This is a genomic window from Citrobacter sp. Cpo040, assembly GCF_030332915.1.
GTDB classification, from domain to species: domain Bacteria; phylum Pseudomonadota; class Gammaproteobacteria; order Enterobacterales; family Enterobacteriaceae; genus Citrobacter; species Citrobacter portucalensis.
The window spans coordinates 600,850-618,647 of record NZ_JAOWGX010000034.1 but is presented as its reverse complement, the minus strand read 5'-3'; the positions used below and the strand labels follow the sequence as shown (position 1 = coordinate 618,647).

General features: G+C 53.5%; 16 protein-coding genes. 7 read left to right on the top strand and 9 right to left on the bottom strand.

Annotation, left to right across the window (positions count from 1 at the left end; translation table 11 throughout):
- The first annotated feature begins 8 nt into the window (after window positions 1-8).
- From OGX86_RS22815 to OGX86_RS07735, 4 genes are read left to right on the top strand one after another with little or no spacing between them, the layout of a single operon-like run.
- The gene (locus tag OGX86_RS22815) at window positions 9-941 is read left to right on the top strand and encodes an ABC transporter substrate-binding protein (protein ID WP_502872544.1); all 933 of its coding nucleotides are present in this window, start codon (window positions 9-11) and stop codon (window positions 939-941) included.
- Between the two features lie 10 nt (window positions 942-951).
- Window positions 952-1,461: a GNAT family N-acetyltransferase gene (locus OGX86_RS07745; protein WP_286639741.1), complete on the top strand. Its 510-nt coding sequence runs from the start codon at window positions 952-954 to the stop codon at window positions 1,459-1,461.
- Between the two features lie 9 nt (window positions 1,462-1,470).
- Window positions 1,471-2,397 carry an amino acid ABC transporter permease gene (locus tag OGX86_RS07740; protein WP_286639739.1) on the top strand — a complete coding sequence of 309 codons (927 nt, stop codon included), beginning with the start codon at window positions 1,471-1,473 and terminating at the stop codon, window positions 2,395-2,397.
- Window positions 2,381-3,154: an amino acid ABC transporter ATP-binding protein gene (locus OGX86_RS07735; protein ID WP_003020135.1), complete on the top strand. Its 774-nt coding sequence runs from the start codon at window positions 2,381-2,383 to the stop codon at window positions 3,152-3,154. Before OGX86_RS07740 ends, OGX86_RS07735 begins: the two co-directional genes overlap by 17 nt.
- Before the next feature lie 35 nt (window positions 3,155-3,189).
- On the opposite strand, the gene OGX86_RS07730 is transcribed toward OGX86_RS07735, so the two are convergent.
- Entirely contained in the window at window positions 3,190-4,179 is a 990-nt protein-coding gene (locus OGX86_RS07730) for a zinc-dependent alcohol dehydrogenase family protein (RefSeq protein ID WP_286639737.1), read from the bottom strand.
- An 89-nt stretch (window positions 4,180-4,268) separates the two neighbouring features.
- On the bottom strand, window positions 4,269-5,198 hold the full coding sequence (locus OGX86_RS07725; protein ID WP_136391895.1) for a LysR family transcriptional regulator: 930 nt from the start codon (window positions 5,196-5,198) through the stop codon (window positions 4,269-4,271).
- Between the two features lie 112 nt (window positions 5,199-5,310).
- On the opposite strand from OGX86_RS07725, the gene OGX86_RS07720 reads away from it, so the two are divergent.
- Window positions 5,311-5,928 carry a glutathione S-transferase family protein gene (locus tag OGX86_RS07720; RefSeq protein WP_103014870.1) on the top strand — a complete coding sequence of 206 codons (618 nt, stop codon included), beginning with the start codon at window positions 5,311-5,313 and terminating at the stop codon, window positions 5,926-5,928.
- Between the two features lie 39 nt (window positions 5,929-5,967).
- On the top strand, window positions 5,968-6,195 hold the full coding sequence (pptA, locus tag OGX86_RS07715) for a tautomerase PptA (RefSeq protein WP_286639734.1): 228 nt from the start codon (window positions 5,968-5,970) through the stop codon (window positions 6,193-6,195).
- A gap of 37 nt (window positions 6,196-6,232) precedes the next feature.
- Here the strand turns inward: pptA and OGX86_RS07710 are convergent, their stop codons facing one another.
- Together OGX86_RS07710 and OGX86_RS07705 are read right to left on the bottom strand one after the other, a co-directional pair.
- The gene (locus OGX86_RS07710) at window positions 6,233-8,209 is read right to left on the bottom strand and encodes an alkyl/aryl-sulfatase (RefSeq protein ID WP_286639733.1); all 1,977 of its coding nucleotides are present in this window, start codon (window positions 8,207-8,209) and stop codon (window positions 6,233-6,235) included.
- A gap of 215 nt (window positions 8,210-8,424) precedes the next feature.
- A complete protein-coding gene (locus OGX86_RS07705; protein WP_286639731.1) occupies window positions 8,425-8,997 on the bottom strand; it encodes a flavin reductase family protein in 573 nt (190 codons plus the stop codon).
- Window positions 8,998-9,154: 157 nt separating this feature from the next.
- Here OGX86_RS07705 and nhoA point away from each other — a divergent pair, with 157 nt between their 5' ends.
- Window positions 9,155-10,000: an N-hydroxyarylamine O-acetyltransferase gene (gene nhoA / locus OGX86_RS07700; RefSeq protein WP_286639729.1), complete on the top strand. Its 846-nt coding sequence runs from the start codon at window positions 9,155-9,157 to the stop codon at window positions 9,998-10,000.
- A gap of 58 nt (window positions 10,001-10,058) precedes the next feature.
- On the opposite strand, the gene OGX86_RS07695 is transcribed toward nhoA, so the two are convergent.
- From OGX86_RS07695 to OGX86_RS07675, 5 genes are all read right to left on the bottom strand, one after another.
- Window positions 10,059-10,952, bottom strand: a complete 894-nt coding sequence (locus OGX86_RS07695) for a PhzF family isomerase (RefSeq protein ID WP_128316907.1) — start codon at window positions 10,950-10,952, stop codon at window positions 10,059-10,061.
- Window positions 10,953-11,051: 99 nt separating this feature from the next.
- Entirely contained in the window at window positions 11,052-11,732 is a 681-nt protein-coding gene (gene narI, locus OGX86_RS07690) for a respiratory nitrate reductase subunit gamma (protein WP_003833047.1), read from the bottom strand.
- Complete coding sequence (narW, locus tag OGX86_RS07685; RefSeq protein WP_003833045.1) at window positions 11,729-12,424, bottom strand: nitrate reductase molybdenum cofactor assembly chaperone; 696 nt, start codon at window positions 12,422-12,424, stop codon at window positions 11,729-11,731. The genes narI and narW overlap by 4 nt, the downstream gene beginning before the upstream one ends.
- The gene (narH, locus tag OGX86_RS07680) at window positions 12,424-13,968 is read right to left on the bottom strand and encodes a nitrate reductase subunit beta (RefSeq protein ID WP_008784807.1); all 1,545 of its coding nucleotides are present in this window, start codon (window positions 13,966-13,968) and stop codon (window positions 12,424-12,426) included. The genes narW and narH overlap by 1 nt, the downstream gene beginning before the upstream one ends.
- Window positions 13,965-17,705 (bottom strand): nitrate reductase subunit alpha, encoded by a 3,741-nt coding sequence (locus OGX86_RS07675; RefSeq protein ID WP_286639727.1) that lies wholly within the window; start codon window positions 17,703-17,705, stop codon window positions 13,965-13,967. The genes narH and OGX86_RS07675 overlap by 4 nt, the downstream gene beginning before the upstream one ends.
- Window positions 17,706-17,798 lie beyond the last annotated feature (93 nt).

The window sequence follows — 17,798 nt, the reverse complement described above, 5'->3', positions numbered from 1 at the left end:
AAAACGCTATGCAGAAAAAATCAGTATTTCTCGCGCTGTCACTGGCTTTCAGCGCGACCGTTTGGGCAAATGAGGTGACGATTAACGGCACCGGCGTAAGCCTGGAAGCCAATAAAGCGCCAATCAATACAGCAAAAAACCCGCAGGCGATCGCGCAGTTGCCCGCAAACCTGCACCTGGCCGTACCGGGCAAATTCACCGTGGCGATTGCCGGGCTCAGCCAACCACCGCTGACCGTTTTTGCCGATGACAATAAGACGTTGATCGGCAGCGAGGCGGACATCGCGCTTCTGGTGGCTGACAGTCTGGGACTGGAACTCAACGTTGTACCTACGTCATGGGAAGACTGGCCGCTGGGCGTCACTTCCGGCAAATACGATGCCGCGATCAGCAATATTACCGTCACCAAAGCACGCAAAGAAAAATTCGATTTCGCGACGTATCGGAAGGACTCTCTTGGCTTTTATGTCAAAACCGGTAGCAAGCTGAAGAAAATCGAGCAGGCGGAAGATATCGCAGGACTACGCATTATCGTCGGTTCGGGGACTAACCAGGAAGCCATTCTGTTGGCCTGGAACGATGAGAACGTGAAGAAAGGGTTACAGCCGTTTACGCCGGTGTATACCAAAGATGATGCCGCGCAAACCCTGGCCCTACAGTCGGGCCGCGCCGATGCCTACTTCGGTCCTAATGTAATCGGCGCGTGGAAAGCTGCACTCAACGGTAAAACGCAATTAGTGGGTAGCGTTGATGGCGGTTGGCCAAAAGCGGCACATATCGCTGTGACGCTGAAAAAAGACAGCGGTCTGGTTCTGCCGGTACAAACCGCCCTCAACGGCGTGATTGGCAACGGCGACTATGACAAGGTGCTGAATCGCTGGGGAGAAGGGGTGGAACGCATTCCACAATCTGAAATCAACCCGGCCGGTTTAGGCGACTAAGGAGGTCATCGTGAGCGATCAATTTCGCGTGCTCTCACCGGAAGCCAGCGAGCTACAGCCCATTTTGAACGGTCTGTTCGGTGAATATGCCGCCCGCTATGGCGATTACTTTTCTCACGACGCTGAAGTGGAACTGACCGAATGGTATCTGGCGCCGCAGGGACTTTTTGTGGTACTGGAGCGCCGCGGCGAAATTATCGCCACCGGGGCTTACAAACCTTACGACAAGGACACCGCCGAGATTAAGCGTATCTGGACAAAAAGCAGCCTGCGTCAGCAGGGGCTGGCGGCGCGCGTGGTGCAGGAACTGGAACGTAGAGCGCTGCTCGCAGGCTACAGCCGGATTTATCTGACCACGGGATTTCGCCAGCCGGAGGCCGTCAGACTTTATTTAAGCCAGGGCTACGATCCGCAATTTGATACGACGCGCGATCCCGAAGAGTACAGCCTGCCGCCGTTTGATGGACGGCTGCGCTTTACCAAACTGCTGACTATTGCCGGTCAGGCCAGAATCGCCTGAGGAGAGAAAATGAAAACGACAGATAGCATTAGAGTCGTACCGGCACGTTATCCCATGCGTACCGTAGGTGCGGTCATTGCCTTATTTGCCCTTGCGGTAATTCTCCAGTCCGTGGCGTTTAATCCGCGCTGGGAATGGAGCGTGTTTGCCCGCTGGTTCTTTGATCCGGTTATCTTGTCCGGCCTCGGGCAAACGCTGTTACTGACGCTGATCGGGACGCTGTTGAGTATTGTCATCGGCGGTCTGCTGGCGTTGGCGCGGCTTTCATCTTCCTGGCTGTTGAACGGTCTGGCATGGGGATACATCTGGCAGTTTCGTTCGTTACCGCTGATTGTGGTGCTGATCGTTTTGTACAACTTCTCCTATCTGTACGACACGTTGACGATTGGTATTCCGTTCACTCCCATTCAGTGGGGAAGTTTTGAGACCATCAATGTACTCGGTCAGTTTTCCACTGCGGTGGTTGGCCTGACGCTGGTGCAAAGCGCCTATACCGCTGAAATTATTCGGGGTGGATTTTTAGGGGTCGATCACGGTCAGTACGAGGCAGCGGCAGCACTGGGCTTACCAGCAGGGCGACGTACGCTGCGGATTATTCTGCCGCAGGCGCTGCGCACCATTTTGCCTGCTGGATTCAATGAAATCATCAGCCTGGCGAAAGGGACGGCGATGGTATATGTGCTGGCAATGCCGGAGCTGTTCTACACCATCCAGATGATATATAACCGCACGCAGGAAGTGATCCCGCTGCTGATGGTGGGCGCGGTATGGTATCTGGTGATCACCAGCGTTTTGTCGCTAATTCAGCACCTGGTCGAACGCGCGCTGGCGCGCAGCGAACGACGTTCAGCCATTAATACTGCCCGGGTGAGTCGTGCAGAAAAACGCAGTCGTCAACGTCCACAGCAGGAGGCCGTCCATGTCCCACTCGCCTGAAGGTCATATTTCTATTACCGGCGTCAGCAAATACTTTGGTCGCCACAAAGCGCTGGATAATGTGTCGCTGGAGATCCCTCCCGGTACGGTAACGGTTATTCTTGGCCCGTCCGGTTCAGGGAAATCCACACTCCTGCGGACCATCAACCATCTGGAACGCGTCGATGAGGGGTTTATTCAAATCGATGGCGATTACATTGGCTATCGTCGGCAGGGAGACAAGCTGTATGAGCTGAAAGAGGCGGAAATTTTGCGCCAGCGCGTTAACGTCGGCTATGTGTTCCAGAACTTTAATCTGTTCCCGCACTTAACGGTTCTGGAGAATCTGATTGAAGCGCCCATTGCGCATGGACTGGCAACGCGTAAAGCCGCCACCGAGCGGGCATTAACTCTGCTTGATGCGGTAGGTTTACGGAATAAAGCCGATGCCTGGTCGCGTCACTTATCCGGAGGTCAGCAGCAGCGTATCGCTATTGCCCGTGCGCTGGCGCTAAATCCACGCGTCATGCTGTTTGATGAGCCTACATCTGCACTGGATCCTGAACTGGTCGGTGAAGTACTGGATGTCATTAAAGCGCTGGCGAAGTCAGGAACCACGCTGGTTGTGGTAACACACGAGATTGGCTTCGCCCGGGAAGTGGCGGATCAGGTGGTGTTCATGGTCGATGGCAAAATCGTCGAGCAGGGCAGCAGCGAGCAGGTGCTGAATCATCCACGCCACACGCGCACTCAGCAGTTTTTGTCGAAAGTGCTTTGAGACATATTGCGGCACAAGGCTGTGCCGCACAGGGGTTATACAGTGACGACGATTTTGCCTACCTGGCCGTTGGCTTCCATGTATTGATGTGCCTCGACGATATCATCAAAGGCAAAGGTTTTATCAATCAGCGGCTTGAGCTGGCCAGACTGCAATCCTTCAAAGATAAACCGTTTCGCCCGCGCAAGTTTTTCTGCGTCCGTGGTGATTTCGAAAATCTCATAGCCGCGGAAGGTCAGATGGCGACCGAGTATCTCAATGACCGGGATAGAAAGGTCACGTGAATCAAGTGAACCATACTGGAAAAAGATCCCACCGGCTGGCATCACTTGGGCAATTCTTGCCACCGCTGGGCCACCGACCGGATCGAACACCACGCGGGTTCCTTTACCCTCAGTAATCCGCTGAATCTCGGTCACCAGATCCTGCTCCTGGCTTGCAATAACCTCTGCCGCGCCCAGTTGCAGCAGCTGATCACGTTTCTCACTGGTCCGTGTCATCGCAATCGGTTTTGCTCCCCGCATATTAGCAATCTGAATTGCCGCCAGTCCGACGCTGCTGGAAGCAGCATTGATCAGCACGTTATCACCGGGCTTAATATCCGCATATTCAACCAGCGCACCGAAAGCTGTCACATACATCATCCAGCTGGCAGCAGCCTCGGTAAAGCTTAGGTTTTGTGGATGCTTTACGACCGCGTGAGCGGGGGCATTAACGACTTCACCATACATTCCATATTGATGAAAGCTGAATGCCGGGATGACGCTAACGTAATCGCCAGGTGCAAACTCACGTACGTTGTCTCCCACTGATTCAATGATTCCGGCTGCTTCATAACCCAGTCGCGCCGGGAAATTGGGTTGGTAAATATACTGTCCGGTGCGGTACATAACTTCCGCACGGTTGATACCAATAGCCCGCACGCGGATCTGAACCTCATTTGCATCAGGCGCGCAAACCTGCATCTCCTGAATCTTCAGGACTTCAGCGCCACCAATTTGATTAAAAACTACGACCTTAGACATAGCAGACCTCAGTAAATTGTTCTGTATTGGGTCTGCACAATTTAACGACTCAGATGAGAGTGAAAAACCGCTGTTGCGGAACTTCACTATTACTTATTTTGTAATAATCCCTGAAGCCGTGGTTTTTGTTGGCTAAAAAGTTCGCATAACCAGTCAATGAATACCCGAACCCGAGGGGCGAGATGACGTCTGTCCGGGTAAAGCACCGAAACTGGTTTTGATTCTCCGGTATAATCGGCCAGCACCTCAACAAGCTGGCCTGACTGAAGATAGGGGGCAAGGACAGCATGAACGCCACGTATAATGCCGAGTCCAGATAAGCAGCCGGTCAACAGAATATCGGAGTTATCAACGCTTATCCGCCCTGCGGGGGTGAACGATTCGGTTTTACCTTTATTGACGAAGGTCCACTCCAGCGCTTCGCGGTGACGCTCGCTGAAAAAGTTAAGTGCCTGGTGTCGGGATAAATCCTCTGGCGTCTGCGGTACGCCATGTTGTTGCAAATAATCCGGTGACGCACAGGTCACCATCTTTACTTCACCGAGTCGCCTGGATATCAGGGAAGAGTCTTGTAACTCGCCGATACGGATCATGCAGTCGATACCTTCGGCAAGCATATCGATTCTACGGTCGGTGGAGGTGAGCACCATCTCGATGTCAGGATACCGAGACTGGAAATCTTTCAGCGCAGGAACTAACACGGAGTGCGCCAGCGACAGAGGTGCATTAACCCTGAGTTTTCCGCGTGGCGGGCGAGTTGGCGAGAAAGAAGCCATGATGTCATCAACGTCACTGAGCAGTATTTTTGTGCGTTGGTAAAAAGCATCACCTTCTTCTGTCAGACTCACTTTACGAGTCGTGCGGTTAAGCAACTTTGCCCCCAGGTCGTCTTCAAGATGTTGGATAGCTTTGGTGACCGCAGGGCGGTGCAGGTGTAACACATCTGCGGCTCTGGCAAATCCACCTTGCTCAACAACCTGTATAAAAATGGTCATATATTCAAACATACTGGAACGCATTGCTTATTCTCCCCCGGTATTCGACCATTGTTATTATGAAAGTAATAATCATGCCTGCATAGGTTGTTGAATGCTGCTCTACACTTAGTGTTTTAACGTTGGGGGTTGCAGCATGATTAAGGTCTATGGGGTACCGGGCTGGGGATCGGCCATCAGTGAAGTGATGCTCACACTGGCGGAGATCCCTTACAGCTTTATTGATGTGGAAGGTTTTGACAGCGATGGTCCTTCGCGGGAGTTGCTTAAAACAATGAATCCGCTATGCCAGGTGCCCACGCTGGTACTGGAAAATGGCAGCGTGATGACGGAAACGGCGGCGATCGCGCTGATGATCCTCGATCGTCGCCCTGAACTTTCACCACCCGTTGGACACGCCGAACGCCAGCAGTTTCAGCGTCTGCTGATATGGTTGGTGGCAAATGTCTATCCCACGTTTACCTATGCCGATTATCCTGACCGATGGGTACCGGACGCCCCGGCGCAGTTGAAAAAGAACTGTATTGAGTACCGTAAATCCCTCTATATGTGGCTGAACAACCAGCTAAGCGCCGAGCCGTACGCATTGGGGGATCAGCTAACACTGCTGGACATTTACATTGCCGTTATGCGCACCTGGGGACCAGGGCATGACTGGTTTCAGGACAACACGCCGAATATTAGCGCCATCGCCGATGCGGTTTGTCAGCATCCGAGGCTGCGTACCGTACTGAAAAGCAATAAGATTATTTGAGAAAACACACTTTCTGACCAAAACAATAAGGAATCTGCTATGCCGCACGTTGATATTAAATGTTTTCCTCGCGCTCTTACCGACGAACAGAAAACCGCCCTGGCGGCGGATATTACCGAGGTTATTATTCGTCATTTGCAAAGCAAAGACAGTTCAGTCAGCGTGGCGCTCAATGAAGTTGAGCCAGAGGCGTGGCAGGCCGTGTGGGATAAGGAAATTGTGCCGCAGATGGCGAGATTAATTAAAAAACCTGGCTACAGTATGTAAGAAAAAACGGGCGGATTTCCGCCCGTTTTCGTTGTGCTTATGGCGTAACGATGTTGAACCAGAATTCGAATTTATCCATATAGCCGAGCATGGCATCAAGCTTGGTGCCGTCACCGGTTATCTTCACGTCACCGCTGTCTTGCGCCTGTTTTAGCGTCACTTCCTTGAGGATGATTTTGTTCAGCGTGTCGCGATTCAGCGTGACGGTGGCGTCGGCGTCTTTTGCTTCGGCATTGGCGGTATGGTTCAGTACGCCATTCTCCAGCTCAAGTTTGTATTTACCACCGTCGCTGCCAAGGTCGATGTTAAACACCGACTTCGCATCGCCCGCTTTTTGTCCGTTGATATGCACCGCCAGATAATCGAAGAACATTTCCGGCGTCATGGCGCGAACGGTATCCGGGCTGGCGGTATTCGGGGTTGGGCCTTTGACTACGCCGTTACGCAGCTCTTGCGCCCCGGTCAGATAGAAGTTACGCCACGGGCCGGATTCAGCCTGATACCCCAATTGCTCCAGCGCATCCGCTTCCAGATTACGCGCGGCCTGGTTATTCGGATCGGCAAACACCACTTTGTTCACCACCTGAGCTACCCAACGGTAGTTACCCTGGTCATAGTCGGCTTTTGCTTTCTGCAAAATAGCGTCAGCGCCGCCCATATAGTCGACAAATTTCTTCGCAGATTCTTCCGGCGGCAGTTCATCCAGCGTTGCCGGGTTGCCGTCAAACCATCCAAGATAGAGCACATAGGTTGCTTTTACATCATGGCTCACGGAGCCATAGTAACCGCGGTTAGCCCAGGTGTGGGCCAGTGAGTCCGGCAGCTTAAAGTTTGCGGCGATCTCATCGCGGGTCAGACCTTCGTTAGCCATGCGCAACGTCTGGTCGTTGATGTAACGGTACAAATCGCGCTGGCTTTTCAGCAGGCTTACAACCTTGTCATTACCCCAGGTAGGCCAGTGGTGCTGCGCCATCAGCACTTCTGCTTTATCACCCCAGCGGACAATCGCTTCGTTGATGTATTTGGACCACGGCAGCGGCTCACGAATTTTGGCTCCGCGCAGGGAGTAGGTGTTGTGCAGGGTGTGGGTAACATCTTCTGCGGATTCAATCAGTTTCTTCTCTTCGATGTACCACAGCATTTCCGACGGCGCTTCGGAACCCGGGGCCAGCATGAAGTCATAGGTCAGGCCGTCGATGACCTCTTTTTGTCCATCTTTCTCTATGATGTTTGTTGGCGCAATCAGGGTAACGGTTCCCGCGGAGGTCGTGGTTCCCAGTCCCGCGCCGACCTGGCCTTTGGCATCAGGTTTGAGTAGGTTGCCGTACATGTAGCTCGCGCGGCGGCTCATGACGTTACCGGCCATGATATTCTCAGCGACCGCGGCCTCCATAAAGCCAGCTGGCGCATAAACTTTCACTTTGCCTGCTTTAACGTCGGCTTCATCGACAACACCGCGTACGCCGCCGTAATGGTCAACGTGGCTGTGGGTATAAATTACCGCGACAACCGGTTTTTGACCGCGGTTTTTAAAGTAAAGATCCATTCCGACTTTGGCCGTTTCTGCCGAGACCAGCGGGTCAACAACGGTGATGCCTTCTTTCCCTTCAATGATGGTCATGTTCGAAAGATCGAGGTTACGAATCTGGTAAACACCATCCGTTACTTCAAACAGCCCGCTGATGTTGATCAACTGAGATTGACGCCACAGGCTCGGGTTTACAGTATCCGGGGCTTTATCGCCTTCTTTGATAAACGCGTATTGCTGCGGATTCCAGATAACATTTCCCTGTTCGCCTTTGATCACTTCCTGCGGGAGTGGAGCGATAAAGCCTTTGTGGGCGTCGGTAAAGTCGGTGTTATCGGAGAAGGGCAGTTGATTGTAAAGCGCGTTGTTGGCTTGTTGCGTGGCGGCTGTAGCGTCTTTGGGGGCTTCAGCCGCCATAAGGGGAACAGAAAACGATGTGAGTAACCCAGCAAGTATAAAACTTTGTGCGATTCTATTAAGTTGCATCGTAAAACCTCTCTGACACTTCAAAAGTACAGTTGGGGGATGCTGCTTTGACGGATAGCGTTTTGATTAGGTATTTGCGTTAGTGCAAGATTAACTATAATTCACATAAATGATTCAGCAAGGAAGGGCGAGTAACTTATCTAACTGGTTTTTCATAAGTTTTAAGAAAAAAAGTTGCGGATGACAGAGCAGAGTCGCCATCCGTTAGCATACTATCATTCACCCGCAGTAATAAGTTTCCCGCTGGAGACAAACGTTCCGGCCCCAAGGTGATGCAGAGTATTGAGCTTGCCATCATCAAACTGCCAGCGTCCTTCCACGAAGGCTCGCTCATCAGCGGCGGCAGAGACCACTTCCCCAAACAGGGTGTCATACTTTTCCTGTGCCGCCGTGGCTGGCAACAGGCGACACTCCATCCAGGCCAGGCATTTCGCTTCTATCAGCGGTAAACCTAGCACGGGTCCTTGCACCACGGGAATGCCGTAACAGTTGAATTTATCTTCCACGCGACCGGAAACGCTGCCTACGGCCCAGGTCCAGTTGACGGCGGCGATACCCGGAATAACGATGCCGAATTTACCGCTACGTTCAATGAGTTCGCGCGACCAGGCGGTCTTATCAACAACAATTGCTATCCGCGGCGGCTCAAATTCCACGGGCATTGACCATGCCGCAGCCATCACATTTCGCCGCTCGGTATGCTCATCCCGGCTGGTTATCAATATCGTTGGGCCATGATTGAGTAGCCGGCTGGCATGTTTTAATTCGATCGGACGAAAATGGCTCATGGATGCTCCTTGGCTGAGAGATAACACACCACAATAAACATAGATATTAACGGTATTAGCGATTTTGTCGCCTCACAGGAATTAACAACGCACAAAATCGACAGCGTAAAACGGAAAATACGTTATAAGTACTGCATTAATCGAACAGGAACTCCGTATGACGCCTTTTTTAACCGCTTATTTTGCCCGTATTGGCTGGTCAGGTTCGGCCAACGTCAACCTTGAAACCTTGCAAGCGCTACATCTACTGCACAACAGCGCAATTCCATTTGAAAACCTGGATGTATTACTGCCAAGAGAGATGCAGCTTGACGATTTGTCGCTGGAAGAGAAGCTGGTCACGGCGCGTCGTGGCGGTTATTGCTTTGAACAGAACGGCGTGTTTGAGCGCGCGTTACGCGAAATCGGTTTTAACGTACGTAGCCTTCTCGGTCGCGTAGTACTGGCAAATCCGTCAAGTCTGCCGCCGCGCACGCATCGTTTGTTGCTGATTGAATTACATAGTGAACAGTGGATTGCCGACGTTGGCTTCGGCGGGCAAACGTTGACGGCGCCGATTCGTCTGCAGGCTAACATTGAGCAGAAGACGCCACACGGTGAATATCGCCTGATTCAGGACGGTGAAGATTGGATCCTGCAGTTCCGTCATCATGAACATTGGCAATCAATGTACCATTTCGACCTGGTCGTGCAGCATCAGAGCGATTATCTGATGGGCAACTTCTGGTCCGCACACTGGCCGCAATCACATTTTCGCCATCATCTGCTGATGTGCCGTCATCTGCCCGACGGCGGGAAATTAACGTTAACCAATTTTCACTTTACCCATTATCAGGATGGACATGCGGTAGAGCAGATTAATTTGCCTGACGTCGCCAGTTTGTATGCGTTGTTGCAAGAACGATTTGGACTGGGTGTGGATGACGTGAAGCATGGATTTACCGAAGATGAGTTAGCGACGGTAATGGCGGCGTTTGATACGCATCCGGAGGCGGGGAAATAGGGGCATCGGAATTAATGCCGGATGCGGCGTCATCGCCTTATCCGGCCTACGGGAACAATTAAAAATCTATCGCCCATTCTGCGTGAAACAGGATCACCGCCGAACCGGTAATGGTGACTTTTTCCGGCTGGTTTTCACGGATAGTTACCGTCACATCAACAATCCCGTCGCGCCCGAGCGCACGGCCCTGATGCCCCTGAACACGTAACGTTTTCCCATCATGCGCCATCAGCCCATGGTGGACCAGCCACGCGCCCATTGGACCGTTGGCATTGCCGGTAACCGGGTCTTCCACAATACCAATAGCAGGTGAAAACATGCGGCCATCAGTGGCGTTTTCGCCCTCGCGGATTTGAAAAGGGAAAAAGCCGTTACAGCCAATTTGCTGGCTGATGGTGGTCAAAGCCGGTAAATCAGGGGAAAGGGCGTCGAGATCCACCTCGGGTTTCAGTGGAATCATCACTTTTGAATGCCCGGTGGTGGCAACCTGAATCGGTAATCCTGTCAGCATATCGCCTTCGCTCAGGTGCAGCGCATCGATAATCGCAGTACGAACAGCGCCCTCCAGCGGAGGTTCAAATCCAGGTTGGCCTTGCTCAAGACTAATGCGATAGTCGTTCCCGGTAGCGTCAATATCCACGCGATGACGACCGGCCAGCGAGGTTTGCCAGACCGTGCAGTTACCCAGACCCAGCACCCTGGCCCGTACATAATGCGCGGCGACGGTAGCATGCCCACAGATAGGAACTTCGACCGTCGGGGTGAAATAGCGGATGCGAACATCGCTGTCGTCACTGGTCAGCAGAAATGCGGTTTCTGAATGACGCAGCTCGCGAGCGATGAGCTGCATCTGCGCGTCACTCAGTCCATCAGCATGTAAAACCACACCTGCTGAGTTGCCGCGAAAAGGGACCGGGGTAAAGGCATCGACGTGGTAAACCTGTGGTTTCATTAGTGTTCTCCCTGAAATGGAGAAGCATCATAACGTACAAAAAGCGGGATAGCGATGCAGGCCCGGTAAGCGCAAGCGCTACCGGGCATCAGAGTTCAATTATCGGCGGGAACGCACTATCTGATAGCGGCGAGTGAAGTACTCAAACGGCGCACTCCATACGTGGACCAGACGGGTGAACGGGAATAGCAGGAAGATAGTCATCCCCAGAACCAAGTGCACACGGAAAATCAACGCCACACCATCCAGATGTGCAGATGCGCCGCCCTGGAAAGTCACCACTGACTGCGCCCAACCAACCAGTTTCAGCATTTCACTGCCGTCAGGATGCTGTGCGGAGAACGGGATGGTGGTTAAGCCGAGGATACACTGAATCAGCAGAACGCAAAGGATCAGAATATCAGCGGTGGAAGACGTTGCACGAATGCGCGGGTTGGTCAGACGCCGCACCAGCAAACCTGCGCCACCAACCAGCGTCAGTACGCCACAAAGCCCACCGGCAATCATCGCCATCTGTTGTTTCACCGCAATCGGCAGGAACCAGGCATACATCCAGTGCGGCGTTAGCATGCCGAACAGGTGACCGAAAAAGATCCCCAGAATGCCGATGTGGAACAGGTTTGACCACAGCACCATGCCGCGTTTGTCCAGCATCTGGCTGGAAGAGGCGCGCCAGGTGTATTGCCCGTAGTCATAGCGTAGCCAACTGCCGAGGATAAACACCGTACCGCACAGGTACGGGTAGATATCGTAAAAAAAGACGTTCAGGTACTGTATCATTTCGGGCCTCCCGCGCTGACGTCGACATACTGCGGCGCCACGTCCTGGCTAAAGCGTCGTTGATAGTTTTGTAACGGTGAACTGTCGCAGGCGGTGGCGTTATCCTCGATAAACTTCACCTGTTCCTCTTCCCACACCGCATCCAGCGCCTGACGGGTATCATCGCGGGTTTCAGCACCAACCTGCTTAGTGACACTGTCACTTGAAAGAGGGCTTCCGGCAAGCAGCAGCAGGGCGTCAAACAGTTGATACCACGGCGTATCGCGCTGTTTTAAGCGCCCGCCCAGCAAAGCCAGAATCGGGGCAACGTTCTGCAGTCCTTCTTTGGCCTGGTCCTCCGGCAACACGCTCAAATACTCCAGATACAATGGCAGATGATCCGGTAGTTCGCGGCAGTCGAGCTGTAGTCCGACCTTTTCATACTGCGCCAGTAGATCAACCATCGCCTGACCGCGGTCACGTGACTCGGCATGGACATGTTCGAATAGCAACAGTGAGGTGGCCCGGCCCCGGTCAAAGATTTCGCACCATTCCGCTTGTTTATCCAGCAGTGGCGCATTGAGCAATCCCTGGCTAAATTCGGTAAGCATGGGGGCATCGCTGGCCACAAGCGCCAGCGCGTCGTCTTTACACTCCCACAGCAGCTCGTCGGGATATTCCATCAGCAGGCCGATAACCTTCAGGATTTGCATTATTCACCCTCCGCTTTATCGCGCACTTCGGTGATGTCGATGGCATCAATACGGCTACTGTTAAACAGGTTGAATTTGGTATCTGAGCCATGGCAGCCGTCACCGAAAGTAAATCCGCAGCCGTTTTTCTCCGGGAAGGCATCGCGCGCCATTTCACGGTGGCTGGTCGGGATCACAAAGCGGTCCTCATAGTTGGCGATGGCCAGATAGCGATACATCTCTTCAACCTGCTCAACGGTCAAACCTACTTCCTCAATCGCGCGGGTGTCCGTCACGCCTTCCACTGTTTGCGCACGCATATAGTGGCGCATGGCCATCATACGTTTCAGCGCGCGCAGCACCGGACCGGTATCACCCGCACTGAGCATGTTGGCGAGGTACTGAACCGGAATTCGCAGCGACTCAACCGCCGGCAAAATGTTGCCATTGTGCGGCAGTCCGCCCGCGTCGGCGACCGACTGAATCGGTGACAATGGCGGTACATACCAGACCATCGGCAGGGTGCGATATTCCGGGTGCAGCGGCAGCGCTAGCTTCCAGTCCATCGCCATTTTGTAGACTGGCGAACGTTGGGCCGCTTCGATGACGTTGTGCGGAATACCTTGTTTTAACGCCTCTTCAATAACCGCCGGATCGTGCGGATTGAGGAATACATCGCACTGACGCTCATAAAGATCGGTCTCATGCTCGGTGCTGGCCGCTTCTTCGATGCGGTCGGCGTCGTACAGCAATACGCCGAGATAACGGATACGTCCAACGCAGGTTTCCGAACATACCGTCGGCTGGCCGGACTCAATACGCGGGTAACAGAAAATGCACTTCTCTGACTTACCGCTCTTCCAGTTAAAATAGATTTTCTTGTACGGACAGCCGCTGATACACAAGCGCCAGCCGCGACATTTGTCCTGGTCGATCAGCACAATGCCGTCTTCTTCACGCTTATAGATGGCACCGCTCGGGCAGGTGGCGACACAGCTTGGGTTCAGGCAGTGTTCACAAAGTCGCGGCAAATACATCATGAAAGTGTTTTCGAACTGGCCGTACATCTCCTTTTGCATCTTCTCGAAGTTACGGTCGCGGGCACGTTTTGAAAATTCGCCGCCAAGCAGTTCTTCCCAGTTTGGACCCCAGATAATCTTGTCCATCCGCTTACCATCGATCAGCGAACGCGGACGCGCGGTGGGCTGATTCTTGCTTTCCGGCGCGCTATGCAGATGCTGATAATCGTACGTAAACGGCTCATAGTAATCATCGATTTGCGGGATTACCGGGTTGGCGAAAATTTTGGTGATGACGCCCATCTTACCGCCCAGACGCGGTCTTATCTTGCCGTTAACATCGCGAACCCAGCCGCCTTGCCACTCTTCCTGATCTTCCCAGTTTTTTGGATAGCCAATCCCCGGTTTAGTCTCGACGTTGTTAAACCACGCATATTCCATCCCTTCACGCCCGGTCCAGACGTTTTTACAGGTGACGGAGCAGGTGTGGCAGCCGATGCACTTATCCAGATTAAGAACCATGCCTACCTGTGAGCGTATTTTCATTTTTTCGCCTCCTGTACCTGATCGCGACCTTCATCATCCAGCCAGTTAATATTTTTCATTTTTCTAATCATGATGAACTCATCGCGGTTAGAGCCGACCGTACCGTAATAGTTGAAGCTGTATGCCAGCTGCGCATAGCCACCTATCATGTGCGTGGGTTTCGGGCAGACGCGGGTCACCGAGTTATGGATCCCGCCGCGCATCCCGGTCACTTCTGAGCCAGGGATATTCATGATTCGCTCCTGAGCGTGATACATCATGGTCATTCCCGGTGGCACGCGTTGACTCACCACTGCACGCGCGGTGAGCGCACCGTTGGCGTTGAAGGCTTCGATCCAGTCGTTATCCTCAATGCCCAGCTCTTTGGCATCGGTTTCACTGATCCAGACAATCGGTCCGCCGCGCGACAGCGTCAGCATCAACAGGTTTTCGCTATAGGTGGAGTGGATCCCCCATTTCTGGTGCGGCGTCAGGAAGTTGAGCGCTTTTTCCGGGAAGCCGTTAGGCGGAACCTCGCGCATTTCACTGACGCTGCGGGTATCGATAGGTGGACGATACGCCACCAGACTTTCACCGAACGCTCGCATCCACGCGTGATCCTGATACAGCTGCTGGCGACCGGACAGAGTACGCCATGGGATCAGCTCGTGGACGTTGGTATAGCCTGCGTTATAGGAAACATGTTCACTTTCCAACCCGGACCAGGTGGGGCTGGAGATGATTTTGCGCGGCTGCGCCTGGATATCGCGAAAACGGATCTTTTCGTCTTCTTTGTTCAACGCCAGGTGCGTATGGTCGCGTCCGGTCATCGCCCCCAGCGCTTCCCAGGCTTTCACCGCCACCTGACCATTTGTTTCCGGTGCCAGGGCAAGGATCACCTCAGAGGCATCCAGCGCGGTGTCAATCAGCGGGCGGCCTTTTGCCGGGCCTTCGCGCTTGGTGTAGTTCAGCTTGCCGAGGAAATCGACTTCCGCCTGGGTATTCCACGCAATACCTTTCCCGCCGTTACCGAGTTTGTCCATGAGCGGGCCAAGTGAAGTAAAGCGTTCGTAGGTGGCGGGGTAGTCACGCTCCACAACGGCGATATTCGGTGCCGTTTTGCCCGGGAGGAGATCGCATTCGCCTTTGCGCCAGTCCTGAATGTCAAACGGCTGCGCCAGCTCTGCCGGAGAGTCGTGTTGCAGCGGTTGCAATACCACATCCGTTTCTTGTCCAAGGTGTCCGACGCAAACCTCCGAGAACACTTTGGCGATGCCTTTATAAATTTCCCAGTCGCTCTTCGATTCCCATGCCGGGTCAACCGCCGCAGACAACGGGTGAATAAACGGATGCATATCCGAGGTATTCATATCGTCTTTTTCATACCAGGTAGCGGTTGGCAGAACGATATCGGAGAACAAACAGGTACTGGACATGCGGAAATCGAGCGTGACCAGCAGATCGAGCTTGCCCTCTATCGCCGCCGACTGCCATTCAACCTCTTCAGGTTTAATACCCTCGCTTGAACCGAGCGCTTCCCCCTGGATCCCGCTTTCGGTACCCAGCAAATATTTGAGCATGTATTCATGCCCTTTACCGGAGGAGCCGAGCAGGTTAGAGCGCCAGACGAAGAGGTTGCGCGGATGGTTTTTGCCGTTATCTGGCTGTTCGCAGGCAAAACGAATATCACCTGACTTCAGCGCCTGTGCGGTGTATTGCGCAGGAGATAGCCCTGCTTGTTCGGCTTTTGCTTTAACAGTCAAAGGGTTGAGGTTAAGCTGCGGCGCAGACGGCAGCCAGCCCATCCTTTCAGCCCGCACGTTAAAGTCAATCAAATGTCCGCTAAACTTCGACGCGTCGGCCAGCGGAGAGAGGAGTTCCTGCGCGGTGAGTTTTTCATAACGCCACTGGCTGGAGTGGTTATAGAAAAACGAAGTGCTGTTCATCTGACGCGGTGGTCGGTTCCAGTCAAGCGCAAAGGCCAGCGGCAACCAACCGGTTTGCGGTCGTAATTTCTCCTGACCCACATAGTGCGCCCAGCCGCCGCCGCTTTGTCCCACACAACCACAGAACACCAGGATATTAATCATCCCACGGTAGTTCATATCCATGTGATACCAGTGGTTGACGCCAGCCCCGAGAATGATCATCGAACGGCCATGCGTTTTGTGCGCCGTATCGGCAAACTCACGGGCGATCTGTTCGATATGACGGCGTGGCACACCGGTAATTTGCTCGCCCCAGGCCGGGGTGTAGGCTTTCACTTCGCTGTAATCTTGTGCGCTATGAACGTCATCCAGACCACGATCGAGGCCATAATTCGCCAGCACCAGATCATAGACGCTCACTACCGGGCAACGGCTACCGTCAGCGAGGGTAAGATGTTTTACCGGCAGTTGACGGATCAGCACTGGTTCTTGTTTTACACTGCGAAAATGTGGGTTTTCGTTGCCGCCAAAGTAGGGGAATGCTACCCCAGCCACTTCATCATGCTGACCCAGCAACGAGAGGGAAAGTTCTGTTTCTGCCCCAGCGGCCAACGACTCGAGGTTCCATTTGCCTGTTTCACCCCAGCGAAAGCCGATGGAGCCGTTCGGCACGACCAGCTCACCTTCACTGTTAAAGGCCACGGTTTTCCACTCTGGATTGTTGCTTTCGCCGAGACCATCGACAAGGTCTGAGGCGCGCATCATACGTCCAGGCACGTAGCTGCCATCTTCCCGGGCATCCAGTAAAACCAGCATCGGCATGTCGGTATAGCGGCGACAGTAATTGAGGAAATAATCGCTGGGATTGTCGAGGTGGAACTCTTTCAGAATGACGTGGCCCATCGCCATTGCCAGCGCGCTGTCTGTCCCTTGTTTAGGGGCCAGCCACTGATCGCACAGTTTGGCGACTTCCGAGTAATCCGGCGTAATGGCAATCGTCTTGGTGCCTTTGTAGCGTACTTCTGTGAAAAAGTGCGCATCCGGGGTACGGGTCTGCGGCACGTTAGAGCCCCAGGCGATGATATAGCTGGAGTTATACCAGTCGGCGGATTCAGGAACGTCGGTCTGCTCGCCCCAGGTCATCGGTGACGCGGGCGGTAAGTCGCAGTACCAGTCATAGAAACTCAGACAGGTTCCGCCGATTAGCGAAAGATAGCGTGTGCCGGCGGCATAGGAAACCATCGACATAGCCGGGATCGGGGAGAAACCGACCACGCGATCCGGGCCGTAGGTTTTCACCGTCCAGACGTTGGCGGCAGCAATCAGCTGATTAAGCTCTTTCCAGTTCGAACGGATAAACCCACCGCGCCCGCGTACCTGCTTGTAGCTCTGGCATTTTTGCGGGTCGTTCATAATGGATTCCCAGGCCAGCACCGGATCGGGCTGGCAGGAGAGGGCGTCGCGCCACAGTTCGATTAAGCGTTTACGCACCAGCGGATATTTCAGGCGGTTAGCGCTATAGAGATACCACGAGTAACTGGCGCCGCGTGGGCAGCCACGGGGCTCATGATTTGGCAGGTCAGGACGGGTACGTGGGTAGTCGGTTTGCTGCGTTTCCCAGGTCACCAGCCCGTTTTTAACGTAGATCTTCCAGCTGCATGAGCCGGTACAGTTAACGCCGTGGGTAGAACGCACAATTTTGTCGAACTGCCAGCGCTGACGATAGCTGTCTTCCCAGTCCCGGTTGGTGTGCATTACTTGCCCATGCCCCTCGGCAAACGTATCGCCCTTTTGTTTAAAGTAGCGAAAGCGGTCTAACAGTTTACTCATGACATAACTCCTGCTTCGATAATATTGCCGACGGTGAATCGAACTCCAGGCCTAATCCGGCCAACCTAAATGTCCGATCCTGCGGTATCCATT